This window comes from Pseudomonas sp. DR 5-09, assembly GCF_001655595.1.
Classification (GTDB): Bacteria; Pseudomonadota; Gammaproteobacteria; order Pseudomonadales; family Pseudomonadaceae; genus Aquipseudomonas; species Aquipseudomonas pharyngis.
On the sequence record NZ_CP011566.1, the window covers coordinates 1,573,441 to 1,594,988 of the forward strand.

A 21,548-nucleotide genomic window follows, 5' to 3' on the forward strand; every position below is an offset into this window, starting at 1 on the left:
TCGATGGATCGTTCCCACGCAGTGGGAACGATCAACTTAGAACGATGTAATCCGTACCTACCTTGCGCGCATATTCCTCCAGCACCTGCTGACACAACGTCACAATTTCCTCGACCCATTCCACACCGACCCGCCACGACACCACCACCTGCAGGTTCGGCGGACGCTGTTCGATGTCAAGCAGGGTCAATTCCCCTCGCGCCAGTTCCTCGGCCACCAGTACCGGCGGCAACGCGCCAATACCGAATCCGTCGCGCAACAGACGGGTGATCGCCGACACTGAATTCACACAGTTCAAGCGTGGCGCCAGCACGCCCTGGGCCTGCATCAGCGCCAGGATGTCCTGATGCGGCCGGGAGTTTTTCGAGTAGGTGATGATCCGTTCCTGCGCCAGGTCGGCGAGGCTTTGATAGTCACGGTTGTAGATCGAGTTGCTGGCGACGATCCAGCCGATGGGGTGGCTGGCCAGCTCCAGGCTGCGCACGCTTTCCTGGCGCACCAGGTCGGTTTGCAGGATCAGGTCAAGAAATCCTTTTTGCAGCTGATCGCAGAGGTTCAGCGAGGTATCCGCCACCAGCTCGATTTCCACCCGAGGGTACAGATCGGTCATCTGCGCCACCAAAGGGCTGAGCCAAGTGTGGATCACCGTGTCCATCACGCCGATACGTACCCGGCCGACCTTGCTCGATCGGGTCTCGATCGACTGCTTCAGCGCCTGCATCGTGTCGAGCATCTGCTCGGCATAATCCAGCACTTTCAAACCTTCGGGCGTCAGACTGACGCCGCGTGAGTCACGCAGGAACAGCTTCACCCCGAGCTCGCCTTCGAGTACTGCAATCCGGCTGGAGATCGAGGCCTGGGTGGTGAACAGCTTGTCGGCGGTCAGGCGAAAACTTTTCAGCCGGGCGACCCAGACGAAGGTTTCGAGAAACTTCAGGTTCATGGCAACAAATTTTTCTTATGTCTTGGGCGGGTTTTTATTCGTTGGACGCGACCGGGTGACGCACCCAAGAATCGACGCATCCGGTTCCCACGATAGGCGTCGTCGGAGCTTCGAACAAGACCAATAAAAGCCTGCGGAGACATGCCATGAGTGCGCCCGACACCCTCGACCTCCCCAAGACTGCGGCCCGTCCCGGCCCGTTCGACTGGTATCGCAACATCAATCAGCAGGAGCGCCGGACCTTCTGGAGCTGCAAGATCGGCTACGGTCTGGACGGCATGGACACCCAGATGCTCAGCTTCGTGGTGCCGACCCTGATCGCGATGTGGGGCATCACCACTGGTGAGGCCGGGCTGATTCACACCAGTACCCTGATCGCTTCGGCCATCGGCGGCTGGGTGGCGGGGATTCTCTCCGACCGCATCGGCCGCGTGCGCACCCTGCAACTGACGGTGCTGTGGTTTGCCTTCTTCACTTTTCTCTGCGGCTTCGCTCAAAACTACGAACAGCTGCTGATCGCCCGCACACTGATGGGCTTCGGTTTCGGCGGCGAGTGGACGGCTGGCGCAGTGCTGATCGGTGAAGTGATCCGCGCCAAGGATCGCGGCAAAGCGGTGGGCATGGTGCAATCCGGCTGGGCGCTGGGTTGGGGGCTGACGGCGATTCTGTACGCGCTGCTGTTCTCGGTACTGCCACCGGAAGATGCCTGGCGCGCACTGTTCATCCTCGGCATCGTGCCGGCAGTGTTCGTGATTTTCGTCCGCCGTCTGGTGAAAGACCCGGAGATCTACCGCGAAGCCAAGGCCAAGCAAACCCCGGACAGCCCGTCGAAGTTCTACGAGATCTTCGCCCCCGGCATGCTCTTCACCACCATTCGCGCCTCGTTGCTGACCACCGGCGCCCTCGGCGGTTATTACGCGATCACCTCCTGGCTGCCGACTTTTCTGAAGAACGAACGCGGCTTGAGCGTACTCGGCACCGGCGGTTATCTGGCGATGGTGATCATTGGTTCCTACGTCGGTTATGTGATCAGCGCCTATTTGACCGACCTGCTGGGCCGCAAGAAGAACTTCATCCTGTTCGCGGTCGGCTCGTTCACCATCGTTCTGCTCTACACCCAATTACCGGTCAGCAATGGCGTGATGCTGTGGTTGGGCTTTCCGCTGGGCTTTTTTGCCTCGGGGATTTTCAGTGGCATGGGCGCGTTTCTCACCGAACTGTTCCCGACCCGGATTCGCGGCTCGGGGCAGGGCTTCTGCTACAACATCGGCCGGGCACTGGCGGCGTTGTTCCCGCTGTTGATCGGGTTGCTCAGCCAGAAAGTGCCGCTGAGTGTAGGCATCGGTGCCTTTGCGGCAGTGTCCTACGGCGTGGTGATCCTCGCGGCATTGAGCCTGCCGGAAACCCGTGGCAAACAACTGGACGCGCAGTAACTGATAACCTGCGGGACACTGCCTGTCCCACAGCAAAAAAAGAAAAGAACTACAGGAGTGTTCACCGTGAGCCGCCTGCTATTGAACTGTGACATCGGCGAGAGCTTCGGCAGCTGGACCATGGGTCTGGATGCGGAAGTCATGCCCTTCATCGACTGCGCCAACATTGCCTGCGGTTTTCACGCCGGCGACCCGAGCATCATGCGCAAGACCGTCAGCCTGGCCCTCAGTCACGGCGTGCAGATCGGCGCGCATCCGGCCTATCAGGATCTGGTGGGGTTTGGCCGGCGTTCCATGGCCTACACCGCTCAGGAGCTGCAAGACATCCTGCATTACCAGATCGGCGCCCTCGACGGTATTTGTCGTGCCCAAGGCGGGCGGGTCAGTTACGTCAAACCCCACGGCGCGATGTACAACGACATGATGGCCAACCCGGCGCAGTTGCGGGCGGTGATTCAGGCCGTCGCGGCTTACGATCGCAGCCTGCCGCTGATGCTGATGGCCACCCGCGATAACACGGCCGCGCAACAGCTTGGCGACGAATACGGCGTGAGCCTGTGGTTCGAAGCCTTCGCCGACCGCGCCTACGACAGCGCCGGCCGACTGGTTTCGCGACAACTGCCGGGCGCGGTGCATCACGATTCCGAAACCATTATCGGGCAGGCGCTGACCATCGCCCGTGGTGACAACCTCACCGCCAGCGACGGCAGCGCGCTGCACCTGCAAGCCAACACGCTGTGCGTACATGGCGACAACGCCAGTTCTGTGGCGGCCGTGCAGCGCATTCGTCAGGCTTTGAACGAGCAGAGCGCGCCATGAATCCGCGAGTGGAAGTGGTGGCACTGGATTGCCTGATGCTGCGCCTGTTCGATGAAATCGCCGAAGCCAACATGCCGTGGATGCTCGCCGCCAGTGAGCGGCTGCGCGCGGTGTTCGGCGAGCATTTGATCGATCTGGTGCCGTCGTACACCACGTTGATGGTGCATTACGATCTGACGGCCTTGAACCCGAATCAGGCTCGGGAATTGATCACCGAAGCGCTGATCGACCTGTCGCCGAACGCGCGCACCGGCGGCCAGTGTCATGTGCTACCGGTGTGGTACGACCTGAGCGTCGGACCGGAATTGAGTCTGCTGTCACAACGCAGCGGTTTGGCGGTGGAAGAAGTGATCCGCCGTCACAGTGCTCGTGAATATCAGGTGTTCGCCCTAGGCTTTGCGCCGGGTTTCGCGTTCATGGGGCTGGTGGAAGAAATTCTCGCGGCACCACGTCTGAATACCCCACGCAAGAAAGTCGCCGCCGGCAGCGTCGGCATCGCCGAGCGACAGACAGCGGCGTATCCGGTGGTGTCTCCCGGTGGCTGGAACCTGATCGGTCGCACGCCGGCAAAACTGTTCGATCGTGAGCGCGATGGCTACAGCCTCATGCAGCCCGGGGATACCGTGCGTTTCGAAGCGGTGAGCCACGCCGAATTCATCCGCCTCGGTGGTGACGACGCGCCTCTGGAGGCCCTGGCATGAGCCAACTGACGATTGAAGCGAGTACGCCGCTGTGCCTGTTGCAGGATGCCGGGCGGTTTGGCGTGCGCCATCTGGGCGTGACTCAGGGCGGCGCGGCGGACTGGCGGTCGATGGCCTGGGCCAACTGGCTGCTGGGCAATGGCCTGGACTTGCCGGTGATCGAAATCACCCTCGGCGGGTTCACAGTGGTGGCTGAAGAAGATTGCTTGCTGGCATTGGCGGGTGCCGATCTTGGCGCGCAGATCGACGGTGAGGGGTTGGCGCCGTGGCGCAGTTTCAAACTGCGCAAAGGGCAGACCTTGAAGTTCACCCAACCGTTGCTGGGGGCTCGGGCCTATCTGGCGGCGCCCGGCGGTTTCAGTGCGCCGAAAGTGCTGGGCAGCAGTGCTACGGTGGTGCGTGAGGAGCTTGGCGGTCTTGATGGTTTTGGATTGCCGCTGGCCAAGGGCGCTTCGCTGAGTTATCAGGGCGAAACCCTGTTGGTGCGTGAGGTTCCGGCGGAGCATCGACCGGACCTGCGCCTCGACGCACCGCTCGATCTGGTGCTGGGCGCGCAGATCGGTCAGTTCAGCGGGCAGAGCCTGTTCGATGCCTTCAACCGTGCCTGGACGCTGGACAGTCGCGCCGACCGAATGGGCATTCGCTTGCTGGGGACGGCGTTGCAGTATCAGGGCCAACCGATGATTTCCGAGGGCATTCCGCTGGGTGCTGTGCAGGTTCCGCCGGACGGGCAGCCGATTGTGTTGCTCAATGATCGGCAGACCATTGGCGGCTATCCGCGATTGGGCGCGTTGACGCCGTTGGCGCTGGCTCGACTGGCACAGTGTCTGCCGGGGGCGAAGGTCAGATTGCGCCCGGTGGTACAAGAAGTTGCACACCGGGAGCATGTCGAATATCTGAAGCGCTTTTGATTGTTTCCCCCGCCGCTGGCGGGGGAGCCATTGCGGATTACTTGGACAGAAACCGCATCCCTTCTTCCAGCCCGCGCAACGTCAGCGGATACATCTGGTCCTCGATCAGATCCCGCACGATGTTGGTCGACGAGGTGTAGCCCCATGTATCTTTCGGGTACGGATTGATCCAGATGAGCTTCTTGTACTTCTCCATGAAGCGCTGCATCCACACGTAACCCGGCTCTTCGTTCCAGTGCTCGACGCTGCCGCCGGCCTGGGTGATTTCATAAGGTGCCATTGCGGCGTCACCGATGAAGATCACTTTGTAGTCGGCGCCGTACTTGTGCAGCAGGTCCTGGGTCGAGGTGCGCTCGGAGGTGCGGCGCATGTTGTTCTTCCACACCGATTCATAAATGAAGTTGTGGAAGTAGAAGTACTCCAGATGCTTGAACTCGGTCTTGCAGGCCGAGAACAGTTCCTCGCAGATCTTCACGTGGGCGTCCATCGAGCCGCCGATGTCGAACAGCAGCAACAGCTTCACCGTGTTGCGCCGTTCCGGGCGCATCTGGATGTTCAGCAGGCCGGCGTCCTTGGCGGTGTGGTCGATGGTGCCGTCGATATCCAGCTCTTCCGCCGCGCCCTGACGAGCGAATTTGCGCAGGCGGCGCAGGGCGACCTTGATGTTGCGGGTGCCCAGTTCAACGGAGTCGTCGAGGTTCTTGTACTCGCGCTGATCCCAGACTTTCACCGCTTTGCCTTGGCGCTTGCCAGCATCGCCGACCCGGATGCCTTCCGGGTTGAAACCGCCGGAGCCGAACGGGCTGGTGCCGCCGGTGCCGATCCATTTGTTGCCGCCGGCGTGGCGTTCCTTCTGTTCTTCCAGGCGTTTCTTGAACTCTTCGATCAGCTTGTCCAGGCCGCCGAGGGACTGGATCTGCGCACGTTCCTCGTCGCTCAGCGAACGCTCGAATTCCTTGCGCAGCCAGTCTTCGGGGATCAGCGCCTGCAAGTGATCGTCGAGCTTTTCCAGGCCATTGAAGTAGGCGCCGAACGCACGGTCGAACTTGTCGAAATGCCGTTCGTCCTTCACCAGAATCGCCCGCGACAAGTAGTAGAACTCGTCCATGTCGGCGAAGGTCACGCGCTGTTTCAGTGCGTTGATCAGGTCGAGCAGCTCGCGCACCGACACCGGCACCTTGGCTGCACGCATTTCATTGAACAGGTTGAGCAACATGGCATCAGCCTCTTAGCGGGTGCCGCGACGGCTCATGAACGCCAGGCGCTCAAGCAGTTGCACGTCCTGTTCGTTCTTCACCAGCGCACCGGCCAGCGGCGGGATGGCTTTGGTCGGATCGCGTTCGCGCAGCACCGCTTCGCCGATGTTGTCGGCCATCAGCAGTTTCAGCCAGTCCACCAGCTCGGAGGTCGAAGGCTTCTTCTTCAGGCCCGGCACTTTGCGCACGTCGAAGAACACGTCCAGCGCTTCGCTGACCAGGTCCTTCTTGATGTCCGGGTAGTGAACATCGACGATTTTCTGCAGGGTGGTGCGGTCGGGGAAGGCGATGTAGTGGAAGAAGCAGCGGCGCAGGAACGCGTCCGGCAGCTCTTTCTCGTTGTTGGAGGTAATGATGATGATCGGACGTTTCTTGGCCTTGATGGTCTCGTCGATCTCGTAAACGTAGAACTCCATCTTGTCGAGTTCTTGCAGCAGATCGTTGGGGAACTCGATGTCGGCCTTGTCGATTTCGTCGATCAGCAGAATGACCCGCTCTTCGGACTCAAACGCTTCCCAGAGCTTGCCCTTCTTCAGGTAGTTGCGCACATCGTGGACTTTTTCATTGCCCAGTTGCGAGTCGCGCAGACGGCTGACCGCATCGTACTCGTACAGGCCCTGATGAGCCTTGGTGGTGGACTTGATGTGCCAGGTGATCAGCTTGGCGCCGAATGATTCGGCCAGTTGCTCGGCGAGCATGGTCTTGCCGGTGCCCGGTTCGCCCTTGACCAGCAGCGGCCGCTCCAGGGTGATGGCGGCGTTGACCGCCAGCTTCAGGTCATCGGTGGCGACGTAGGCCTGGGTGCCTTCGAACTTCATCTGCTAATCCTCGAACGGTAACGCCGACCTGAACGGGCAGGGCGGGTGCGAAATAATCGGATGCCCGACTATAACGCGCGGCCCGGTCGACTGTGAACGCAGACGGCTTATTCAGTCTCTGAATGGGGCGTCACATGTTGACTCGGTTTCGGCACGAGGCCAGTATTCCAGGTATCGCCGATTTGGCGATAGCCTTCGGGCATGACTACCAAATACCGATTTCGCGAAAAATACCGCATTCAGTTGCGCGAGAAGGATCACCCGCCACCCCATGTTCACCTGACCGGTGGTGGAGTGGATGTGATGCTGAGCCTGGAAACCGTCGAGGTCATGATGGGCAAGGCACCGCCACTGATCGTCAAGGAAGCGTTGGCGTGGGTTTCGGCCCATCAGACGCAATTGCTGGAGGACTGGAAACGATGTTACCCATGAAGCGGCCACGATTGGCCGCAGTGCAGGCTGTTGGCGATGCTTGCCTGTCGCTGACCTTTATTGATGGCCAACGGCTGAACCTGGACTTGAGCCGCGATCTGCAAACCTATCCGGGGCTCGCTCCGCTACTGGACGCTGAAGTGTTTGCAACCGCTGAGTTGGGTGACGACGGCTGGAGCGTGGAGTGGCTGGAACCGGATATCCAGATTGGTGCCGATACCTTGTATCGGGACGCGCTCGCGCAAAATGCGCCGGACGAAAACACACGGATTTTCATGGATTGGCGCGCTCGCACCGGTCTACCGTTGAATGAGGCGGCCGAAGCATTGGGTGTCAGCGCCCGCAGCATCAGTCGCTACAGTAATGGTCGGGAAGCGGTGCCGCGATCATTGGCCCTGGCCTGTCTGGGTTGGGATTCGTTGCAGGAGAAGCCTGCATTGATCGCGGCAGAGGATAACGGGCGCTACATCGTCAACCGTAAAACTTAGCCCGCGTCCGGCTTCGGCCGTTCATACCGGGCATTGAAGGCCTGGATGAATCCGTTGCGCAAAATCTGCAAAAACGCTTCGAACGCGTTGATATCTTGCTGGTGCACGCTGCCGCTGAGTTCGACTCGGGTGGCAAACTGGTTTTTGCCCTGGTTTTTCAGCACGGTTTCCGTGCCGCCGACCAGTGCTTCCCAGATCGAACGGAAGATCCCCTTGTTCTTGTTCTCGACATCTTGCTGCCAGTTGAACACGTCCACGTCGCGCAGCAGCGGTTTGATGTAGCCCTTGAGCTGGCCCTTGTTGGCGGCGGCTTCGATGACCACGTCGCCGTGGCCGGCGTTGAAGTCGAATTTGCCGTAGGCCGAGGCGAAATCGTTCATGCGCTTTAGTTCGATGTCGCGGGCCCGCAGGCGAAATTCGAAGTCTTCGAAATTGCTCAAGGGGTCGAAGGTGGCTGTGGTTTCCAGCGGGGCATGCCCCAGCAGCAGAGCCTTGCCTTCGAAGCGAGCGTCGCGTTTGCCCTCCTTGTCGACCACGTTGGTCAGGTTGTAGATGCTGGCGTCGACGTTGGTTGCATTCATGTTTACCGGTGGTTTGGAGTTGAAGTTGCGAAAGCTGATCCGCCCATCGCTGATCTGCACTTCGTCGAGCGTGATAGGCAACAGTTTGCCCAGTTGCTCACGCCAGTCGGTGCCCTGACCGGTCTGGGAGTTCTGCTTGTTGGCACCACCATCGACGAAGTTCACCTGAGGTTTAAAGAATTTCACCTGTGCCACGACAGCATGGTCGTACCAAAGCGAGTGCCAACTGACAGACAGGTCGATAACCGGCGCATCGACGAACGGCACCGGCACCTTGCCGTCGGCCTTGACGATTTTCAGGCCATTGATCTTGTAGGCCCCGCGCCAGAGCGCCAGGTCCACGTCGGTGATCTGGCCGCGGTAGTCGCCCATGTTGGCCAGCTTGTCATTCAGATAGTCGCGCACGAGGTAGGGCAGGGCGATGTGCAGGGCGACCAGTAATACAACGAGAGTGGTGAAAATCCACAATGGCCAACGGTAGCGACGCTTCATGGCAGCAAATTCCGAACGGTATAAAGCGATTGACTGCCGCCTGGCGCAGACGTTCGGCCCGACTGGACTGACAAGAGCAACAGGCTTACCTTGGAGAGCTGAATTCAACGCTGCACAAGGACCCAGCCATGAGCCGTATTTTTGCTGACAACGCCCATTCCATCGGCAACACGCCGCTGGTGCAGATCAACCGCATCGCGCCCCGTGGCGTGACCATTCTGGCCAAGATCGAAGGTCGCAACCCGGGCTACTCGGTCAAGTGCCGGATCGGCGCCAACATGATCTGGGACGCCGAAAGCAGCGGCAAACTCAAGCCGGGCATGACCATTGTCGAGCCGACCTCCGGCAACACCGGCATCGGCCTGGCATTTGTCGCTGCCGCGCGCGGTTACAAATTGCTGCTGACCATGCCGGCCTCGATGAGCATCGAGCGACGCAAGGTGCTCAAGGCGCTGGGCGCCGAGCTGGTGCTGACCGAGCCAGCCAAGGGCATGAAAGGCGCTATCGAAAAGGCCAACGAAATCGTAGCCAGTGACGCGGGCAAATACTTCATGCCGGCCCAGTTCGATAACCCGGCCAACCCAGCCATTCATGAAAAGACCACTGGCCCGGAAATCTGGAATGACACCGATGGCGCCATCGATGTGCTGGTCGCAGGGGTCGGCACCGGTGGAACCATTACCGGTGTGTCGCGGTATATCAAGAATACGGCGGGCAAACCGATTCTGTCGGTGGCGGTGGAACCGGTGTCTTCGCCGGTGATTACCCAGGCGCTGGCAGGTCAAGAAATCAAGCCGAGCCCGCACAAGATTCAGGGCATCGGCGCCGGTTTCGTGCCAAAGAACCTTGATCTGGCGATGGTTGACCGGGTCGAGCTGGTGACGGATGACGAGTCCAAAGCCATGGCCCTGCGCCTGATGCAGGAGGAAGGGATCCTGTGCGGGATTTCCTGCGGTGCGGCCATGTCGGTGGCGGTGCGTCTTGCGGAGACCCCGGAAATGCAGGGCAAGACCATTGTGGTGGTGCTGCCCGACTCCGGTGAGCGTTATCTGTCGAGCATGCTGTTCAGTGATCTGTTCACCGATCAGGAGAACCAGCAGTAAGGGGGCGCGTTGATTCAGGTCAGCCAGGGTTCAGGATCGTTATGTTAATAAGTGCTTTGTTGCGCAATTCTTAACACTGAATGTTGGGTCGGGCGGGTTTTTCCCGGAGCCGGTAGTGTTTATCATGGCCGGCCGCCATCTCGGGTAAATGACATGGCGTGGCGTTGTCTTATTTCAAGGAGTTGTTGATGACCTTTTCGTTAGCCGCCAAGGTGTCGGTGTTGCTGCTGTTTGTGGGCAGCATCCTCTACGTGCATTTGCGCGGCAAGGCGCGTTTGCCGGTGCTGCGGCAGTTCGTCAACCACTCGGCGCTGTTCGCCCCGTATAACGCCTTGATGTACCTGTTCTCGGGCGTGCCGTCCAAGCCGTATCTGGATCGCAGCAAGTTTCCGGAGCTGGACGTGTTGCGCGATAACTGGGAAACCATTCGCGACGAAGCCATGCATCTGTTCGACGAGGGTTATATTCGTGCCGCCGAGAAGAACAACGACGCCGGTTTCGGCTCGTTCTTCAAGAAAGGCTGGAAGCGTTTCTACCTCAAGTGGTACGACAAACCGCTGCCATCGGCCGAAACCCTGTGCCCGAAAACCGTGGCGCTGGTCAGTGCCATCCCCAACGTCAAAGGCGCGATGTTCGCGCTGTTGCCGGGCGGCAGCCATTTGAACCCGCACCGCGATCCGTTCGCGGGCTCCCTGCGCTATCACCTGGGTCTGTCAACGCCAAACTCCGACGATTGCCGAATCTTCGTCGACGGTCAGGTCTACGCCTGGCGCGACGGTGAAGACGTGATGTTCGACGAGACCTACGTGCATTGGGTCAAGAACGAAACCGAACAGACCCGCGTCATCCTGTTCTGCGACATCGAGCGGCCGCTGAGCAGCCGCCTGATGACCCGCATCAACCGCTTCATCAGCGCCTGGCTGGGCCGTGCCACGGCACCGCAGAACCTCGACGACGAGCGTGTCGGCGGGATCAACCAGGCTTACGCCTGGAGCAAGAACTTCAGCGACAGGTTCAGTGGTGCGGTCAAACAGTGGAAACGCCGCAACCCGAAGGCCTACCGTGTGCTGCGGCCGGTGCTGGCGGTGGTGGTGTTGACGTTGCTGGGGTATTGGCTGTTTGGTTGAGGCCGCGAAGTACAGCAAAACCGCTCGTTTGAGCGGTTTTTTCTGGTATCTGTCCAATTCATTGCAATCCATGTCGCGGGCTGGTTATAGTCGGCGCTCGTGAGTCGCACGACTCATTGTCCAACCCTTCAAAAAAGATCAGCCCAGATGCCTGCATCCCTCATCAACGCGGTAGTCGATTCAGCGGTCAACGCTGGCGTCGTGCCGTGCGGGAATCAGCAGCCTGTGCAGATCAGTCATTACCCTCCACCTGTCAGTAGCACGCCGGTGTGCGCAGTCGTATCACCGCCGGGCGTTGGTGTTTCGGGCTGATCAGCGTTTGCTGCTGACCCCTGTGCCCGCCTGAAAAAACCTACTGAATTTCAGCTTCGGCTGAGTTGGCTATTTGCCTGACTACAGGTGGTATTCATGTTTGTCCTTTCGAAAAAGTCCGCGCTCGCGGCGGCGTCCACGAGCCTGTTCGTTCTGCTGTGGAGCAGCGGGGCGATCTTCTCCAAGTGGGGGCTGGCCCACGCTTCACCCTTCGCCTTTCTGCTGATCCGGTTTGTCATTGCCCTGTGTGGGCTGGTGCTGCTGGTGCCATTGCTCAAGTTGAGGTTGCCCAAGGGCGGCAAGCCGATGCTGTATGCGATGGCCACCGGGGTGGTGTTGTTAGGGGCTTATCAGATTTTCTATCTGCTGGCGCTGGATCTGAAAGTCACGCCCGGAGTGATGGCGACCATCATGGGCGTGCAGCCGATCCTCACGGTGGTGATCATGGAGCGGAAGCGCTCGGCGAGCCGGATCTTTGGTCTGGCGTTGGGATTGGCCGGTCTGATCATGGTGGTTTATCAGGGCATCGGTCTGGCCGGGATGTCGCTGGCGGGGATGCTGTTCGGGCTGCTGGCGCTGGCGAGCATGACCTTCGGCTCGATCATGCAGAAGCGCATCACCGACAATCCCCTCGGCACGCTGCCGGTGCAGTATCTGGCGGGGCTGCTGCTGTGCGGGATTTTCGTACCGTTCCAGCCGTTTCACTTCGAGCACAGCGCCGGTTTCATCGTGCCGGTGCTGTGGATGGGACTGGTGGTTTCCGTGCTGGCGACGTTGCTGCTGTACCGACTGATCGCCCGGGGCAATCTGGTCAATGTCACCAGCCTGTTCTATCTGGTGCCGGCCGTAACGGCTGTGATGGACTACCTGATCTTCGGCAATCGCCTGGCCGCGTTGAGCGTGCTGGGAATGCTGTTGATCATCGTCGGTCTGGTGTTCGTGTTCCGTAAATCGGCCTAATAGCCGCGCATGAAAAAGGCCCGGGAGGAAACTCCCGGGCCTTTGTGCATCTGCCAATCAGCGGGTGGCGATTTCTGCGGGTTTGACTGCTGCCGGTTTCAGCACCAGCCACAGCGCAATGGCGATCAACACCCCGCCATACACGTGGGCCATCGACAGCGGCTCATCGAGAAACAGCGCCCCCCACAACACGCCGAACGGCGGAATCATGAAGGTCACGGTCATCGATTTCACCGGCCCGATGGAGCTCAACAGGCGGAAGTAAATGATGTAGGCAAACGCGGTGCAGCCCAGTCCGAGGCCCAGCAGCGACAGCCAGACATTCCAGCCACCCCAGCTCACCGGCGCCGCAGTGATGACGCTGTAACCGAACAGCGGCAACAGAAAAAGGGTTGCACCGAGCATGCTGCCCAGCGCCGACAGACGGCTGTCGAGGCCGCCGGCCTGATCCAGCCAGCGTCGGGCGAGGAACCCGGCGAAGCCATAACAGGTGGTTGCGAGCAGGCAGGCCACCGCGCCCATCAGCAAGTGCAGATCGAACGCGACCGGGCCGGCGCGGGTCAGCACGCCCACCCCGAGCAGGCCGAGGAACACCCCGGCGAGTTTGGCCAGCGTGAGTTTTTCACTGAAGAACAAACCGCCGATCAACACGCCCATCAATGGCGTGGTGGCATTGAAGATCGCCGAATAACCGGCCGGCAGCACCTGGGCGGCAACCGAATACAGCGTCGCCGGCACGCCGGAGTTGATCACGCCGAGCATCATCACGGTCTTGAGTTTGCCTTTGAAATCCCAGCTGATGCGCATCAGCCCGAGGATCACCAGCAAGCCGACGGCGGCGATGGAAACGCGGAAGAATCCGGTCGGAACCGTACCGATCGCAGGAGCGATGATGCGCATGAACAGGAAGCTCGCGCCCCAGATGGCGGCCAGCGACAACATGCGGAAAATATCGACAGGGCTCACGGGCCACTCCTTCCTTGATCGGGACGAGAGTGTTGCCGAGGGCCCCGGCGATGGCAACCGCTAATCGGGCATTTAATTGTCTGATCAGATCACGAAGCGCGTGACCAGTGCGTTCAGGTCGACGGCCAGCCGCGACAGCTCCTGACTGGCGGCAGAGGTCTGGGTGGCGCCGGCAGCGGTCTGGGTCGAGAGATCGCGGATGGTCACCAGGTTTTCGTCGACTTCCCGGGCCACCAGCGCCTGTTGCTCGGCGGCGCTGGCGATTACCAGGTTGCGCTGGTTGATCTGCGAAATCGACGCGGTGATTTTCTCCAGTGCATGGCCGGCACTGTTGGCGCGACGCAGGGTATGGCTGGCCTGCTCGGCGCTGTTTTGCAAGGCGCCGACGGTGGCACTGGTGCCTTGCTGAATGCTGCTGATCATCAGCTCGATTTCTTCGGTGGAGTTCTGCGTGCGCTGGGCCAGCGAGCGGACCTCGTCGGCAACCACTGCGAAGCCACGTCCGGCCTCGCCGGCTCGCGCGGCTTCAATCGCAGCGTTCAGGGCCAGCAGGTTGGTCTGCCCGGCGATGCCGCGAATCACTTCCAGCACCTTGCTGATGTCCTGGGCCTGGGTCGCAAGGCCCTCGGCCTGTTCGGACGCGCCGAGTACTGCACTGACCAGTTCCTGAATCGAACTGATGGTCTCGCTGACCTGCACATGCCCGTGCTTGCTGTCCTCGTTCGACGCTTCGGAGGCCTGGGCACTGGACACCGCATTGGCGGCCACTTCATCCACCGCCGTGCTCATCTCGGTGACCGCCGTGGCGGCCTGCTCGATCTGGTCATTTTGCTGCTGCAACCCGCGAGTACTTTGTTCCATCACCGAACTCATTTCCTCGGCAGCGGAGGCCAGTTGCTGGGCCGACTCGCTGATGCCGCGAATGGTCGAACGCAGATTGCCCTGCATCTCGGCCAGCGCCGTGAGCAACTGCGCCGCTTCATCACGACCCTCGCTGTCGATGCGACCACTGAGGTCTCCCGAGGCAATCTGCCGTGCCACGTTCAGCGCCTGATTGATCGGCGCGGTGATGCTTCGGGTCAGCAACCAGGCCAGCAGCAACGTGGCAATCAGGGCGATGACGATGATCGTGGCGACGATCCACAGCGCCTGCTGGTACATCGCCGCCGCGGACTTGGCGGCGGCATCCGCGCCTTGCTGATTGAGGCTGATCATTTGCTCAAGGGTCTTGTCGAGCACCGTGCCCTGGGGCGCCAGTTCAGTGGTCAGGCGCGCGTAGGCTTGTTCGTTTTGTCCGGCATCGATCTGTTTGATGATCTGGTCGAGGATGCTCAGGTACTTGGCCGTGTCGGCGCTCAAACCTTCCAGCATCGCTCGCTCCTGGTCATTGGCGATCAGGGCCTTGTGGTCGTCGAGGCGCTTGAGCAATTCCTGACGTTGCGCGGTGAGAATGCCTTTGCTGCGTTCGCGAACGGCCACCTGGGTGCTGGTGATCAGGCGCAGGGATTCAAGACGGATGCTGGCGATATTCGCCGCTGCGTCATGGATGCTTTCGATGCTGGGCATCCACGATTCCTCGATCACCGCCGCGCTCTCGCGCAGCGTTTTCATCTGGCCCAGACCGAACAGGCCGACCACCACCAGCAGACTGGCCAGAACGGCAAAACACAAACTGGCGCGCAAACCTATGCGCAGATTCCGGATAGACATCAATGTGCTCCTTGGGGATTGGGGGAGAGGTCGTCCTCGTGGACCGAGGATCTTGTTGTAAGGCGGGTGATGGCGGGCTGTATATCAAAGTGCCACTATCTTGGTAAGGCCATTTTTAACCGGGATGGCACGCGATGGACGAGAAGGAACTAGCCGGGAAAAGCGCGGATTAGAGACGTCGCTACCGGGTTGGATCCGAAACCCAGAAGAAACGCGGGCTGGCGTTCAGCGATAGGGAGAAGCCGAAGGGACGTTTATTGACCGAACGGTCGATTAAAAAAACTTTGATAAAAACTGTGTCGTTGTACAACCCGCAAGAGGATTTGGCCGAAATTGCGCTTCTCCTGCGCCTGCTTCCGTGGCTAAGCTCAGGCCTTCGAGCACAGATTCTCCAATTCCCGCAGAGGTCTCATCTATGCCGCAGCAATGGCCAGCCACCGACATCGCCCGCCTGATCCTCGATGGCTTTGACGATTACCGCGAGCATTTCCGGCGGATCACCGACGGCGCCCGGGAGCGCTTCGAGCAGGCCCGCTGGCAGGACACGCAAACCGCGTCGGCGGCGCGGATCAACCTCTACGAAGAAAAGGTCGGTGAAACCGTCGCCCGTCTGCGCGAGTACTTCGAGCCGGACACCTTGATGGACGTCACCTGCTGGCCACTGGTGAAAAGCGCCTACATCAGCATCATCGACCTGCGCTTCGACGATGAACTGTCCGAGACCTGGTACAACTCGATTTTCTGCAGCCTGTTCAGCCACGACCTGATCAGTGACGGCTGCATGTTCATCCACACCACGCGCCCGAGCCTGCGCCGCGCCCGGGCCGCACAGACCCGCACCTACAAGCCGCAAGGGCAGATTTCGGCCATGCTCGCGAGCATCTTTGCCGATTACCGCTTCAGCGAGGCCTACGCCGATTTGCCCGGCGACTTGCTGCGTCTGGAAGCGCAACTGCGCGAGAACCTGCCGGACTGGGTGTGCAAGGACCCGGAGCTGAGCGTCGAGCTGTTTTCCTCGGTGCTGTACCGCAACAAGGGCGCGTACCTGGTGGGGCGCATCTACACCAACGACGATCAGTGGCCGTTGGTGATTCCGTTGCTGCACCGCGAAGGGCGCGGGATTCAGATCGACGCATTGATCACCGACGAAGCGGAGGTGTCGATCATCTTCTCCTTCACCCGTTCGTATTTCATGGTGGATGTGCCGGTGCCGGCGGAGTTCATCGGTTTCCTCAAACGCATCCTGCCGGGCAAGCACATCGCCGAGCTGTACACCTCGATCGGTTTCTACAAGCACGGTAAATCGGAGTTCTACCGCGCCCTGATCAATCACCTGGCCAACACCGATGACCAGTTCATCATGGCGCCGGGCGTGCGCGGCATGGTCATGAGCGTGTTCACGCTGCCGGGCTTCAACACCGTGTTCAAGATCATCAAGGACAGGTTCTCGCCGTCGAAAAACGTCGACCGCGCCACGGTGATCGAGAAGTATCGATTGGTGAAAAGCGTCGACCGGGTAGGGCGCATGGCCGATACCCAGGAATTCGCCGACTTCCGTTTTCCCCTGAGCAAGTTCGAGCCGGCGTGCCTGGCGGAGCTGCTGGAAGTCGCGCCGTCCACGGTGTCGCTGGAAGGCGAAACCGTGCTGATCCGCCACTGCTGGACCGAGCGCCGAATGACGCCGCTTAATCTCTATCTGGATAACGCCAACGAAGCCCAGGTGCGCGAAGCGCTGGAGGATTATGGCCTGGCGATCAAGCAACTGGCGGCGGCCAACATCTTTCCCGGCGATATGCTGCTGAAGAACTTCGGCGTCACCCGCCATGGCCGGGTGGTGTTCTACGACTACGACGAGATCTGTTTCCTCACTGAAGCGAATTTCCGCCACATTCCTGCACCGCGCACGCCAGAGGACGAAATGGCCTCCGAGCCGTGGTATTCGATCGGACCGCTGGACGTGTTCCCCGAGGAGTTTCCGCCGTTTCTGTTTGCCGATTCGGCGCAGCGCAAATTGTTCGATCAGCTGCATGGCGAGTTGTACAACGCGGATTACTGGAAGGGGTTGCAGGAGGCGATTCGGGCGGGGAAAGTTATCGATGTCTTTCCGTATCGGCGCAAAGGCTTGGATAACGAGTAACGGCTTTCCCTCACCCCAGCCCTCTCCCGGAGGGAGAGGGAGCTGACCGAGGTGTCTCGGATCAAACATCGACCTGGAAGATCGTGGCGATTATGGATTCGGTGGAGCTCGTTCAGGTCGGTATAGCTCTGAAGCAACCCCCGATCAGTCCCCTCTCCCCCCGGGAGAGGGCTAGGGTGAGGGCAGCAATCCCCCAGACACGCCACAAATCCCGCAAATCTGCGACAATCGCGTCCTTGCGCCACTAGACGACCGAATTGCGTACCCGATGACCGACGAATCGCCCTCCATCGACAAACTGCTGAAAAACCTCGATCACGCCATGCTCGCCGACCGCCACCGGCTGCGGCGACAGTTGCTTGAGCTGCGCAAGAAACCCGACGAGGCCAAGCTGGCCCAGTGGGTGGCGCGGATGCAGGCGTCCTGCGATCAGGTGCTGGCACGCAAGGCCAGCCTGCCGGTGATCCGTTACGACGACAGCCTGCCGATTGCAGCCAAGCGTGACGAAATCAAGAAGGCCCTGGAAAAGCACCAGGTGCTGATCATCGCCGGTGAAACCGGCTCGGGCAAAACCACCCAGTTGCCGAAAATCTGTCTGGAGATCGGTCGCGGCCAGCACGGTTTGATCGGCCACACCCAGCCTCGGCGGATCGCGGCGCGCAGCGTGGCCAGCCGGGTTGCCGAAGAACTCGGTACACCGCTGGGCGCGCTGGTCGGTTATCAGGTGCGCTTCGAAGATCAGAGCGATTCGAACACCCTGATCAAACTGATGACCGACGGCATCCTGCTGGCGGAAACCCAGAACGACCGCTACCTCGAGCGCTACGACACGATCATCGTCGACGAAGCCCACGAACGCAGCCTCAACATCGACTTCCTGCTCGGTTACCTGAAAACCCTGCTGCCGCGTCGTCCGGACCTGAAAGTCATCATCACCTCGGCGACCATCGATCTGGAGCGCTTCTCCAAACATTTCGACGATGCGCCGATTGTCGAAGTGTCCGGCCGCACCTTCCCGGTGGAAACCTGGTATCGCCCGCTGACGCTGGAGCAGGACGAAGAAGGCAACCGCGTCGAGGATGACCTGACCGTGGATCAGGCGATTCTCGCCACCCTCGACGAAATCGCCGCCTATGAGCGCAGCGAGCGCCGCAGTCCCGGTGATGTGCTGGTGTTCCTGCCCGGCGAGCGCGAGATTCGCGACGCCGCCGACATGCTGCGCAAGGCCCAGCTCAAACACACCGAAATCCTGCCGTTGTACGCGCGCCTGTCGCCGGCCGAGCAGCAGCGGATCTTTCAGTCCCATCCGGGGCGTCGCGTGGTGCTGGCGACCAACGTTGCGGAAACTTCGCTGACCGTGCCGGGCATCCGTTACGTGATCGACAGCGGCACCGCGCGCATCAGCCGCTACAGCTACCGTGCCAAGGTCCAGCGGCTGCCGATCGAAGCGATTTCCCAGGCCAGTGCCAACCAGCGTAAAGGTCGCTGCGGCCGGGTCGAGCCGGGTATCTGCGTGCGCTTGTACAGCGAAGAGGATTTCCTCGGTCGTCCGGAATTCACCGATCCGGAAATCCTGCGCACCAACCTTGCGGCCGTGATCCTGCAGATGCTCCATCTGCGCCTCGGCGAGATCACCGATTTCCCGTTCATCGAGCCGCCGGACGGCAAGGCGATCAGCGACGGTTTCAACCTGCTGCAGGAATTGTCGGCGGTGGATCGCAACAGTCAGCTGACCCCGCTCGGTCGCCAACTGGCGCGCCTGCCGGTGGACCCGCGCATGGGCCGCATGCTGCTGGAAGCGGCGAAACTTGGCAGCTTGCAGGAGGTGCTGATCGTCGCCAGTGCCATGTCGATTCAGGATCCGCGCGAGCGTCCGCCGGAGCGTCAGCAGGCCGCTGACCAGGCCCACGCTCAGTGGAAGGACGCCGATTCGGACTTCGCTGCGCTGGTCAATCTGTGGCGTGGCTTCGAAGAACAGCGCCAGGCGTTGACCGCCAGTCCGCTGCGCAACTGGTGCCGCAAGAATTTCCTCAACTACCTGCGCCTGCGCGAGTGGCGCGATTCCCACCGTCAGTTGAGCCTGATCTGCCGCGACTTGCAGCTGAGCCTGAACAAAGAACCGGCGGATTATCCGAAGCTGCACAAAGCGGTGCTGGTCGGCCTGCTCAGCCAGATTGGTCAGAAAACCGAGGACGGCGATTACCTTGGCGCCCGTCAGCGGCGGTTCTGGATTCACCCGTCATCGGGTATCGGCAAGAAACGCCCGCAGTGGGTGATGACCGCCGAACTGGTGGAAACCACCAAGCTCTACGCGCGGATGGTAGCGAAGATCGACGCCGACTGGATCGAACCGCTGGCCGGGCACCTGATCAAGAAGAACCACTTCGAACCGCACTGGGAGAAGAAGCGCGGCCAGGTCGTCGCGTTCGAACAGATCACTCTGTTCGGCCTGATCGTGGTCGGTCGCCGGCCGGTGCATTACGGCCCGGTGGATCCGGTGGTTTCGCGAGAGCTGTTTATCCGCGAAGGCCTGGTGCGCGGCGAGATTCAGTCCCGGGCCAAGTGCCTGACCGCCAACAAACAACTGCTGGAGCAGCTCGACGAACTGGAAGCCAAAGCCCGTCGCCGGGACATTCTGGCCGACGAGGAAACCCTCTACGCCTTCTACGACGCGCGACTGCCGGCGGAGATTCACCAGACCGCGACGTTCGATAGCTGGTATCGGGTCAACAGCCAGAAAGATCCGCAACTGCTGATCATGCGCGAGGAGGACGTGCTGGCCCGCGAAGCCAGCGAAGTCACCGCCCAGCATTACCCGGACACGCTGCACATCGGCGATCTGGAACTGGCGCTGAGTTACCACTTCGAACCGAATCACCCGCGTGACGGCGTGACCCTGCGTGTGCCGGCGCCGCTGTTGCCGATGCTGCCGCCGGAACGCCTGGAATGGCTGGTGCCGGGACTGATCGAGGCCAAGTGCATCGCGCTGGTGCGCAACCTGCCCAAGGCTTTGCGAAAAAACTTCGTGCCGGTGCCGGACTTCATCAAGGCCGCGCTGCAACGCATGACCTTCGCCGAAGGTTCGTTGCCGCAAGCGCTGGGTCGCGAACTGCTGCGCATGACCGGTGCGCGGGTCAGCGATGAAGCCTGGGCTGAAGCGGCGCAGCAGGTTGAAAGCCACCTGCGGATGAACCTGGAAATCGTCGACGGCCAGGGCAAGTTCCTCGGCGAGGGCCGGGATCTGGCCGAGCTGACCGCACGTTTCGCCGAAGCCAGCCAGGCCGCACTGGCGGTGCCGCAAAGTGCGAAAAGCCAGCAACCGGTGGAGGCCAAAGTCTTTGCGCCGGTGGCGGAAAAGACCCAACAGAAGATCGCCGGGCTGTCGATGACGGTGTATCCGGCGCTGGTGGAAGAGGGCGGTACGGTCAAGGAAGGGCGATTTTCTACCCCGGCCGAAGCCGAATTCCAGCACCGCCGCGCCTTGCAACGTCTGCTGCTGCAGCAACTGGCCGAACCGGCGAAGTTCCTGCGCGGCAAGTTGCCGGGCCTGACCGAACTGGGCCTGCTGTACCGCGAACTGGGGCGGGTTGATGCGCTGGTCGAAGACATTCTGCTGGCCAGCCTCGACAGCTGCATTCTTGACGGTGAAGACCCGTTGCCCCGTGACGGCGCAGGGCTGGCGGCACTGGCCGAGCGCAAGCGCGGCAGCTGGACCGAGCACGCCGAACGGGTGGCACGCCTGACTCTGGAAATCCTCAAGCTCTGGCACGGTCTGCAAAAGCGCTTCAAGGGCAAGATCGACCTGGCTCAGGCGGTGGCGCTTAACGATATCAAGCAGCAGCTCAGTCATCTGGTGTATCCGGGCTTCGTCCGGGAAACGCCGATGCTCTGGCTCAAGGAGTTGCCGCGTTACCTGAAAGCGGTCGAGCAGCGTTTCGAGAAGCTGGGCGCGCAAGTGCAGAAGGATCGGGTCTGGAGCGGCGAACTCGCCGGGCTCTGGACGCAATACCAGACCCGCGCTGCCAAGCATGCCCAGGAAGGCAAGCGCGATCCGCAGCTTGAGCTGTATCGCTGGTGGCTGGAGGAGTACCGGGTTTCGCTGTTCGCCCAGCAGTTGGGGACGAAGGTGCCGATCTCCGACAAACGCCTCAACAAGCAGTGGACGCAGGTAGAACCCTAGCGAGTGCCTGATCGCTCCGTGGGAACGATCACAAATTCCCCTTGTGGGAGCAAGCTCGCTTGTATGTTTAGACTTGAAGGGGTGGGCGGGACTAAAAGCTCGATTCCGACTCTAGCCAGTACGGACCGTGGGAGACTTCTCGTCCCGCCCTTTCTACCTAAAGCGCCGATAAGGAATTC

At 60.8% G+C, this 21,548-nt stretch carries 17 protein-coding genes; 11 read left to right on the plus strand and 6 right to left on the minus strand.

What is annotated here, in order from left to right:
• Window positions 1-31: 31 nt before the first annotated feature.
• The gene (locus PDR5_RS07140; protein WP_064594170.1) at window positions 32-943 is read right to left on the minus strand and encodes a LysR family transcriptional regulator; all 912 of its coding nucleotides are present in this window, start codon (window positions 941-943) and stop codon (window positions 32-34) included.
• Window positions 944-1,089: 146 nt separating this feature from the next.
• Here PDR5_RS07140 and PDR5_RS07145 point away from each other — a divergent pair, with 146 nt between their 5' ends.
• From PDR5_RS07145 to PDR5_RS07160, 4 genes are all read left to right on the plus strand, one after another.
• Window positions 1,090-2,376 (plus strand): MFS transporter, encoded by a 1,287-nt coding sequence (locus PDR5_RS07145; RefSeq protein WP_064594172.1) that lies wholly within the window; start codon window positions 1,090-1,092, stop codon window positions 2,374-2,376.
• 66 nt (window positions 2,377-2,442) lie between these two features.
• Entirely contained in the window at window positions 2,443-3,195 is a 753-nt protein-coding gene (locus PDR5_RS07150) for a 5-oxoprolinase subunit PxpA (RefSeq protein WP_064600711.1), read from the plus strand.
• A complete protein-coding gene (locus tag PDR5_RS07155; RefSeq protein WP_064594174.1) occupies window positions 3,192-3,896 on the plus strand; it encodes a 5-oxoprolinase subunit B family protein in 705 nt (234 codons plus the stop codon). Before PDR5_RS07150 ends, PDR5_RS07155 begins: the two co-directional genes overlap by 4 nt.
• Window positions 3,893-4,807 (plus strand): biotin-dependent carboxyltransferase family protein, encoded by a 915-nt coding sequence (locus PDR5_RS07160; protein WP_064594175.1) that lies wholly within the window; start codon window positions 3,893-3,895, stop codon window positions 4,805-4,807. The genes PDR5_RS07155 and PDR5_RS07160 overlap by 4 nt, the downstream gene beginning before the upstream one ends.
• Before the next feature lie 37 nt (window positions 4,808-4,844).
• On the opposite strand, the gene PDR5_RS07165 is transcribed toward PDR5_RS07160, so the two are convergent.
• Together PDR5_RS07165 and PDR5_RS07170 are read right to left on the minus strand one after the other, a co-directional pair.
• A complete protein-coding gene (locus PDR5_RS07165; protein ID WP_016771218.1) occupies window positions 4,845-6,023 on the minus strand; it encodes a vWA domain-containing protein in 1,179 nt (392 codons plus the stop codon).
• 12 nt (window positions 6,024-6,035) lie between these two features.
• Window positions 6,036-6,881 (minus strand): AAA family ATPase, encoded by an 846-nt coding sequence (locus PDR5_RS07170; protein ID WP_007911294.1) that lies wholly within the window; start codon window positions 6,879-6,881, stop codon window positions 6,036-6,038.
• A gap of 201 nt (window positions 6,882-7,082) precedes the next feature.
• On the opposite strand from PDR5_RS07170, the gene PDR5_RS07175 reads away from it, so the two are divergent.
• Both PDR5_RS07175 and PDR5_RS07180 read left to right on the plus strand, forming a co-directional pair.
• Window positions 7,083-7,313 (plus strand): DUF4160 domain-containing protein, encoded by a 231-nt coding sequence (locus PDR5_RS07175; RefSeq protein WP_064594177.1) that lies wholly within the window; start codon window positions 7,083-7,085, stop codon window positions 7,311-7,313.
• A complete protein-coding gene (locus tag PDR5_RS07180; RefSeq protein WP_064594179.1) occupies window positions 7,301-7,801 on the plus strand; it encodes a helix-turn-helix domain-containing protein in 501 nt (166 codons plus the stop codon). Before PDR5_RS07175 ends, PDR5_RS07180 begins: the two co-directional genes overlap by 13 nt.
• Here PDR5_RS07180 and PDR5_RS07185 read toward each other — a convergent pair.
• Window positions 7,798-8,874: a DUF748 domain-containing protein gene (locus PDR5_RS07185; RefSeq protein WP_064594181.1), complete on the minus strand. Its 1,077-nt coding sequence runs from the start codon at window positions 8,872-8,874 to the stop codon at window positions 7,798-7,800. The genes PDR5_RS07180 and PDR5_RS07185 overlap by 4 nt on opposite strands.
• A gap of 128 nt (window positions 8,875-9,002) precedes the next feature.
• On the opposite strand from PDR5_RS07185, the gene cysK reads away from it, so the two are divergent.
• From cysK to PDR5_RS07200, 3 genes are all read left to right on the plus strand, one after another.
• Window positions 9,003-9,977 carry a cysteine synthase A gene (gene cysK / locus PDR5_RS07190; RefSeq protein ID WP_064594183.1) on the plus strand — a complete coding sequence of 325 codons (975 nt, stop codon included), beginning with the start codon at window positions 9,003-9,005 and terminating at the stop codon, window positions 9,975-9,977.
• Window positions 9,978-10,165: 188 nt separating this feature from the next.
• On the plus strand, window positions 10,166-11,104 hold the full coding sequence (locus tag PDR5_RS07195) for an aspartyl/asparaginyl beta-hydroxylase domain-containing protein (protein ID WP_064594184.1): 939 nt from the start codon (window positions 10,166-10,168) through the stop codon (window positions 11,102-11,104).
• A 408-nt stretch (window positions 11,105-11,512) separates the two neighbouring features.
• Window positions 11,513-12,376 carry a DMT family transporter gene (locus PDR5_RS07200; protein ID WP_064594185.1) on the plus strand — a complete coding sequence of 288 codons (864 nt, stop codon included), beginning with the start codon at window positions 11,513-11,515 and terminating at the stop codon, window positions 12,374-12,376.
• 57 nt (window positions 12,377-12,433) lie between these two features.
• Here PDR5_RS07200 and PDR5_RS07205 read toward each other — a convergent pair whose 3' ends face one another.
• Window positions 12,434-13,342, minus strand: coding sequence for a DMT family transporter (locus PDR5_RS07205; protein ID WP_064594187.1), 909 nt, complete (start codon window positions 13,340-13,342; stop codon window positions 12,434-12,436).
• Between the two features lie 84 nt (window positions 13,343-13,426).
• Entirely contained in the window at window positions 13,427-15,052 is a 1,626-nt protein-coding gene (locus tag PDR5_RS07210) for a methyl-accepting chemotaxis protein (RefSeq protein ID WP_064594189.1), read from the minus strand.
• 415 nt (window positions 15,053-15,467) lie between these two features.
• Here PDR5_RS07210 and aceK point away from each other — a divergent pair, with 415 nt between their 5' ends.
• The gene (aceK, locus tag PDR5_RS07215; RefSeq protein WP_064594191.1) at window positions 15,468-17,189 is read left to right on the plus strand and encodes a bifunctional isocitrate dehydrogenase kinase/phosphatase; all 1,722 of its coding nucleotides are present in this window, start codon (window positions 15,468-15,470) and stop codon (window positions 17,187-17,189) included.
• 268 nt (window positions 17,190-17,457) lie between these two features.
• Window positions 17,458-21,369, plus strand: a complete 3,912-nt coding sequence (gene hrpA / locus PDR5_RS07220; protein WP_064594193.1) for an ATP-dependent RNA helicase HrpA — start codon at window positions 17,458-17,460, stop codon at window positions 21,367-21,369.
• Window positions 21,370-21,548 lie beyond the last annotated feature (179 nt).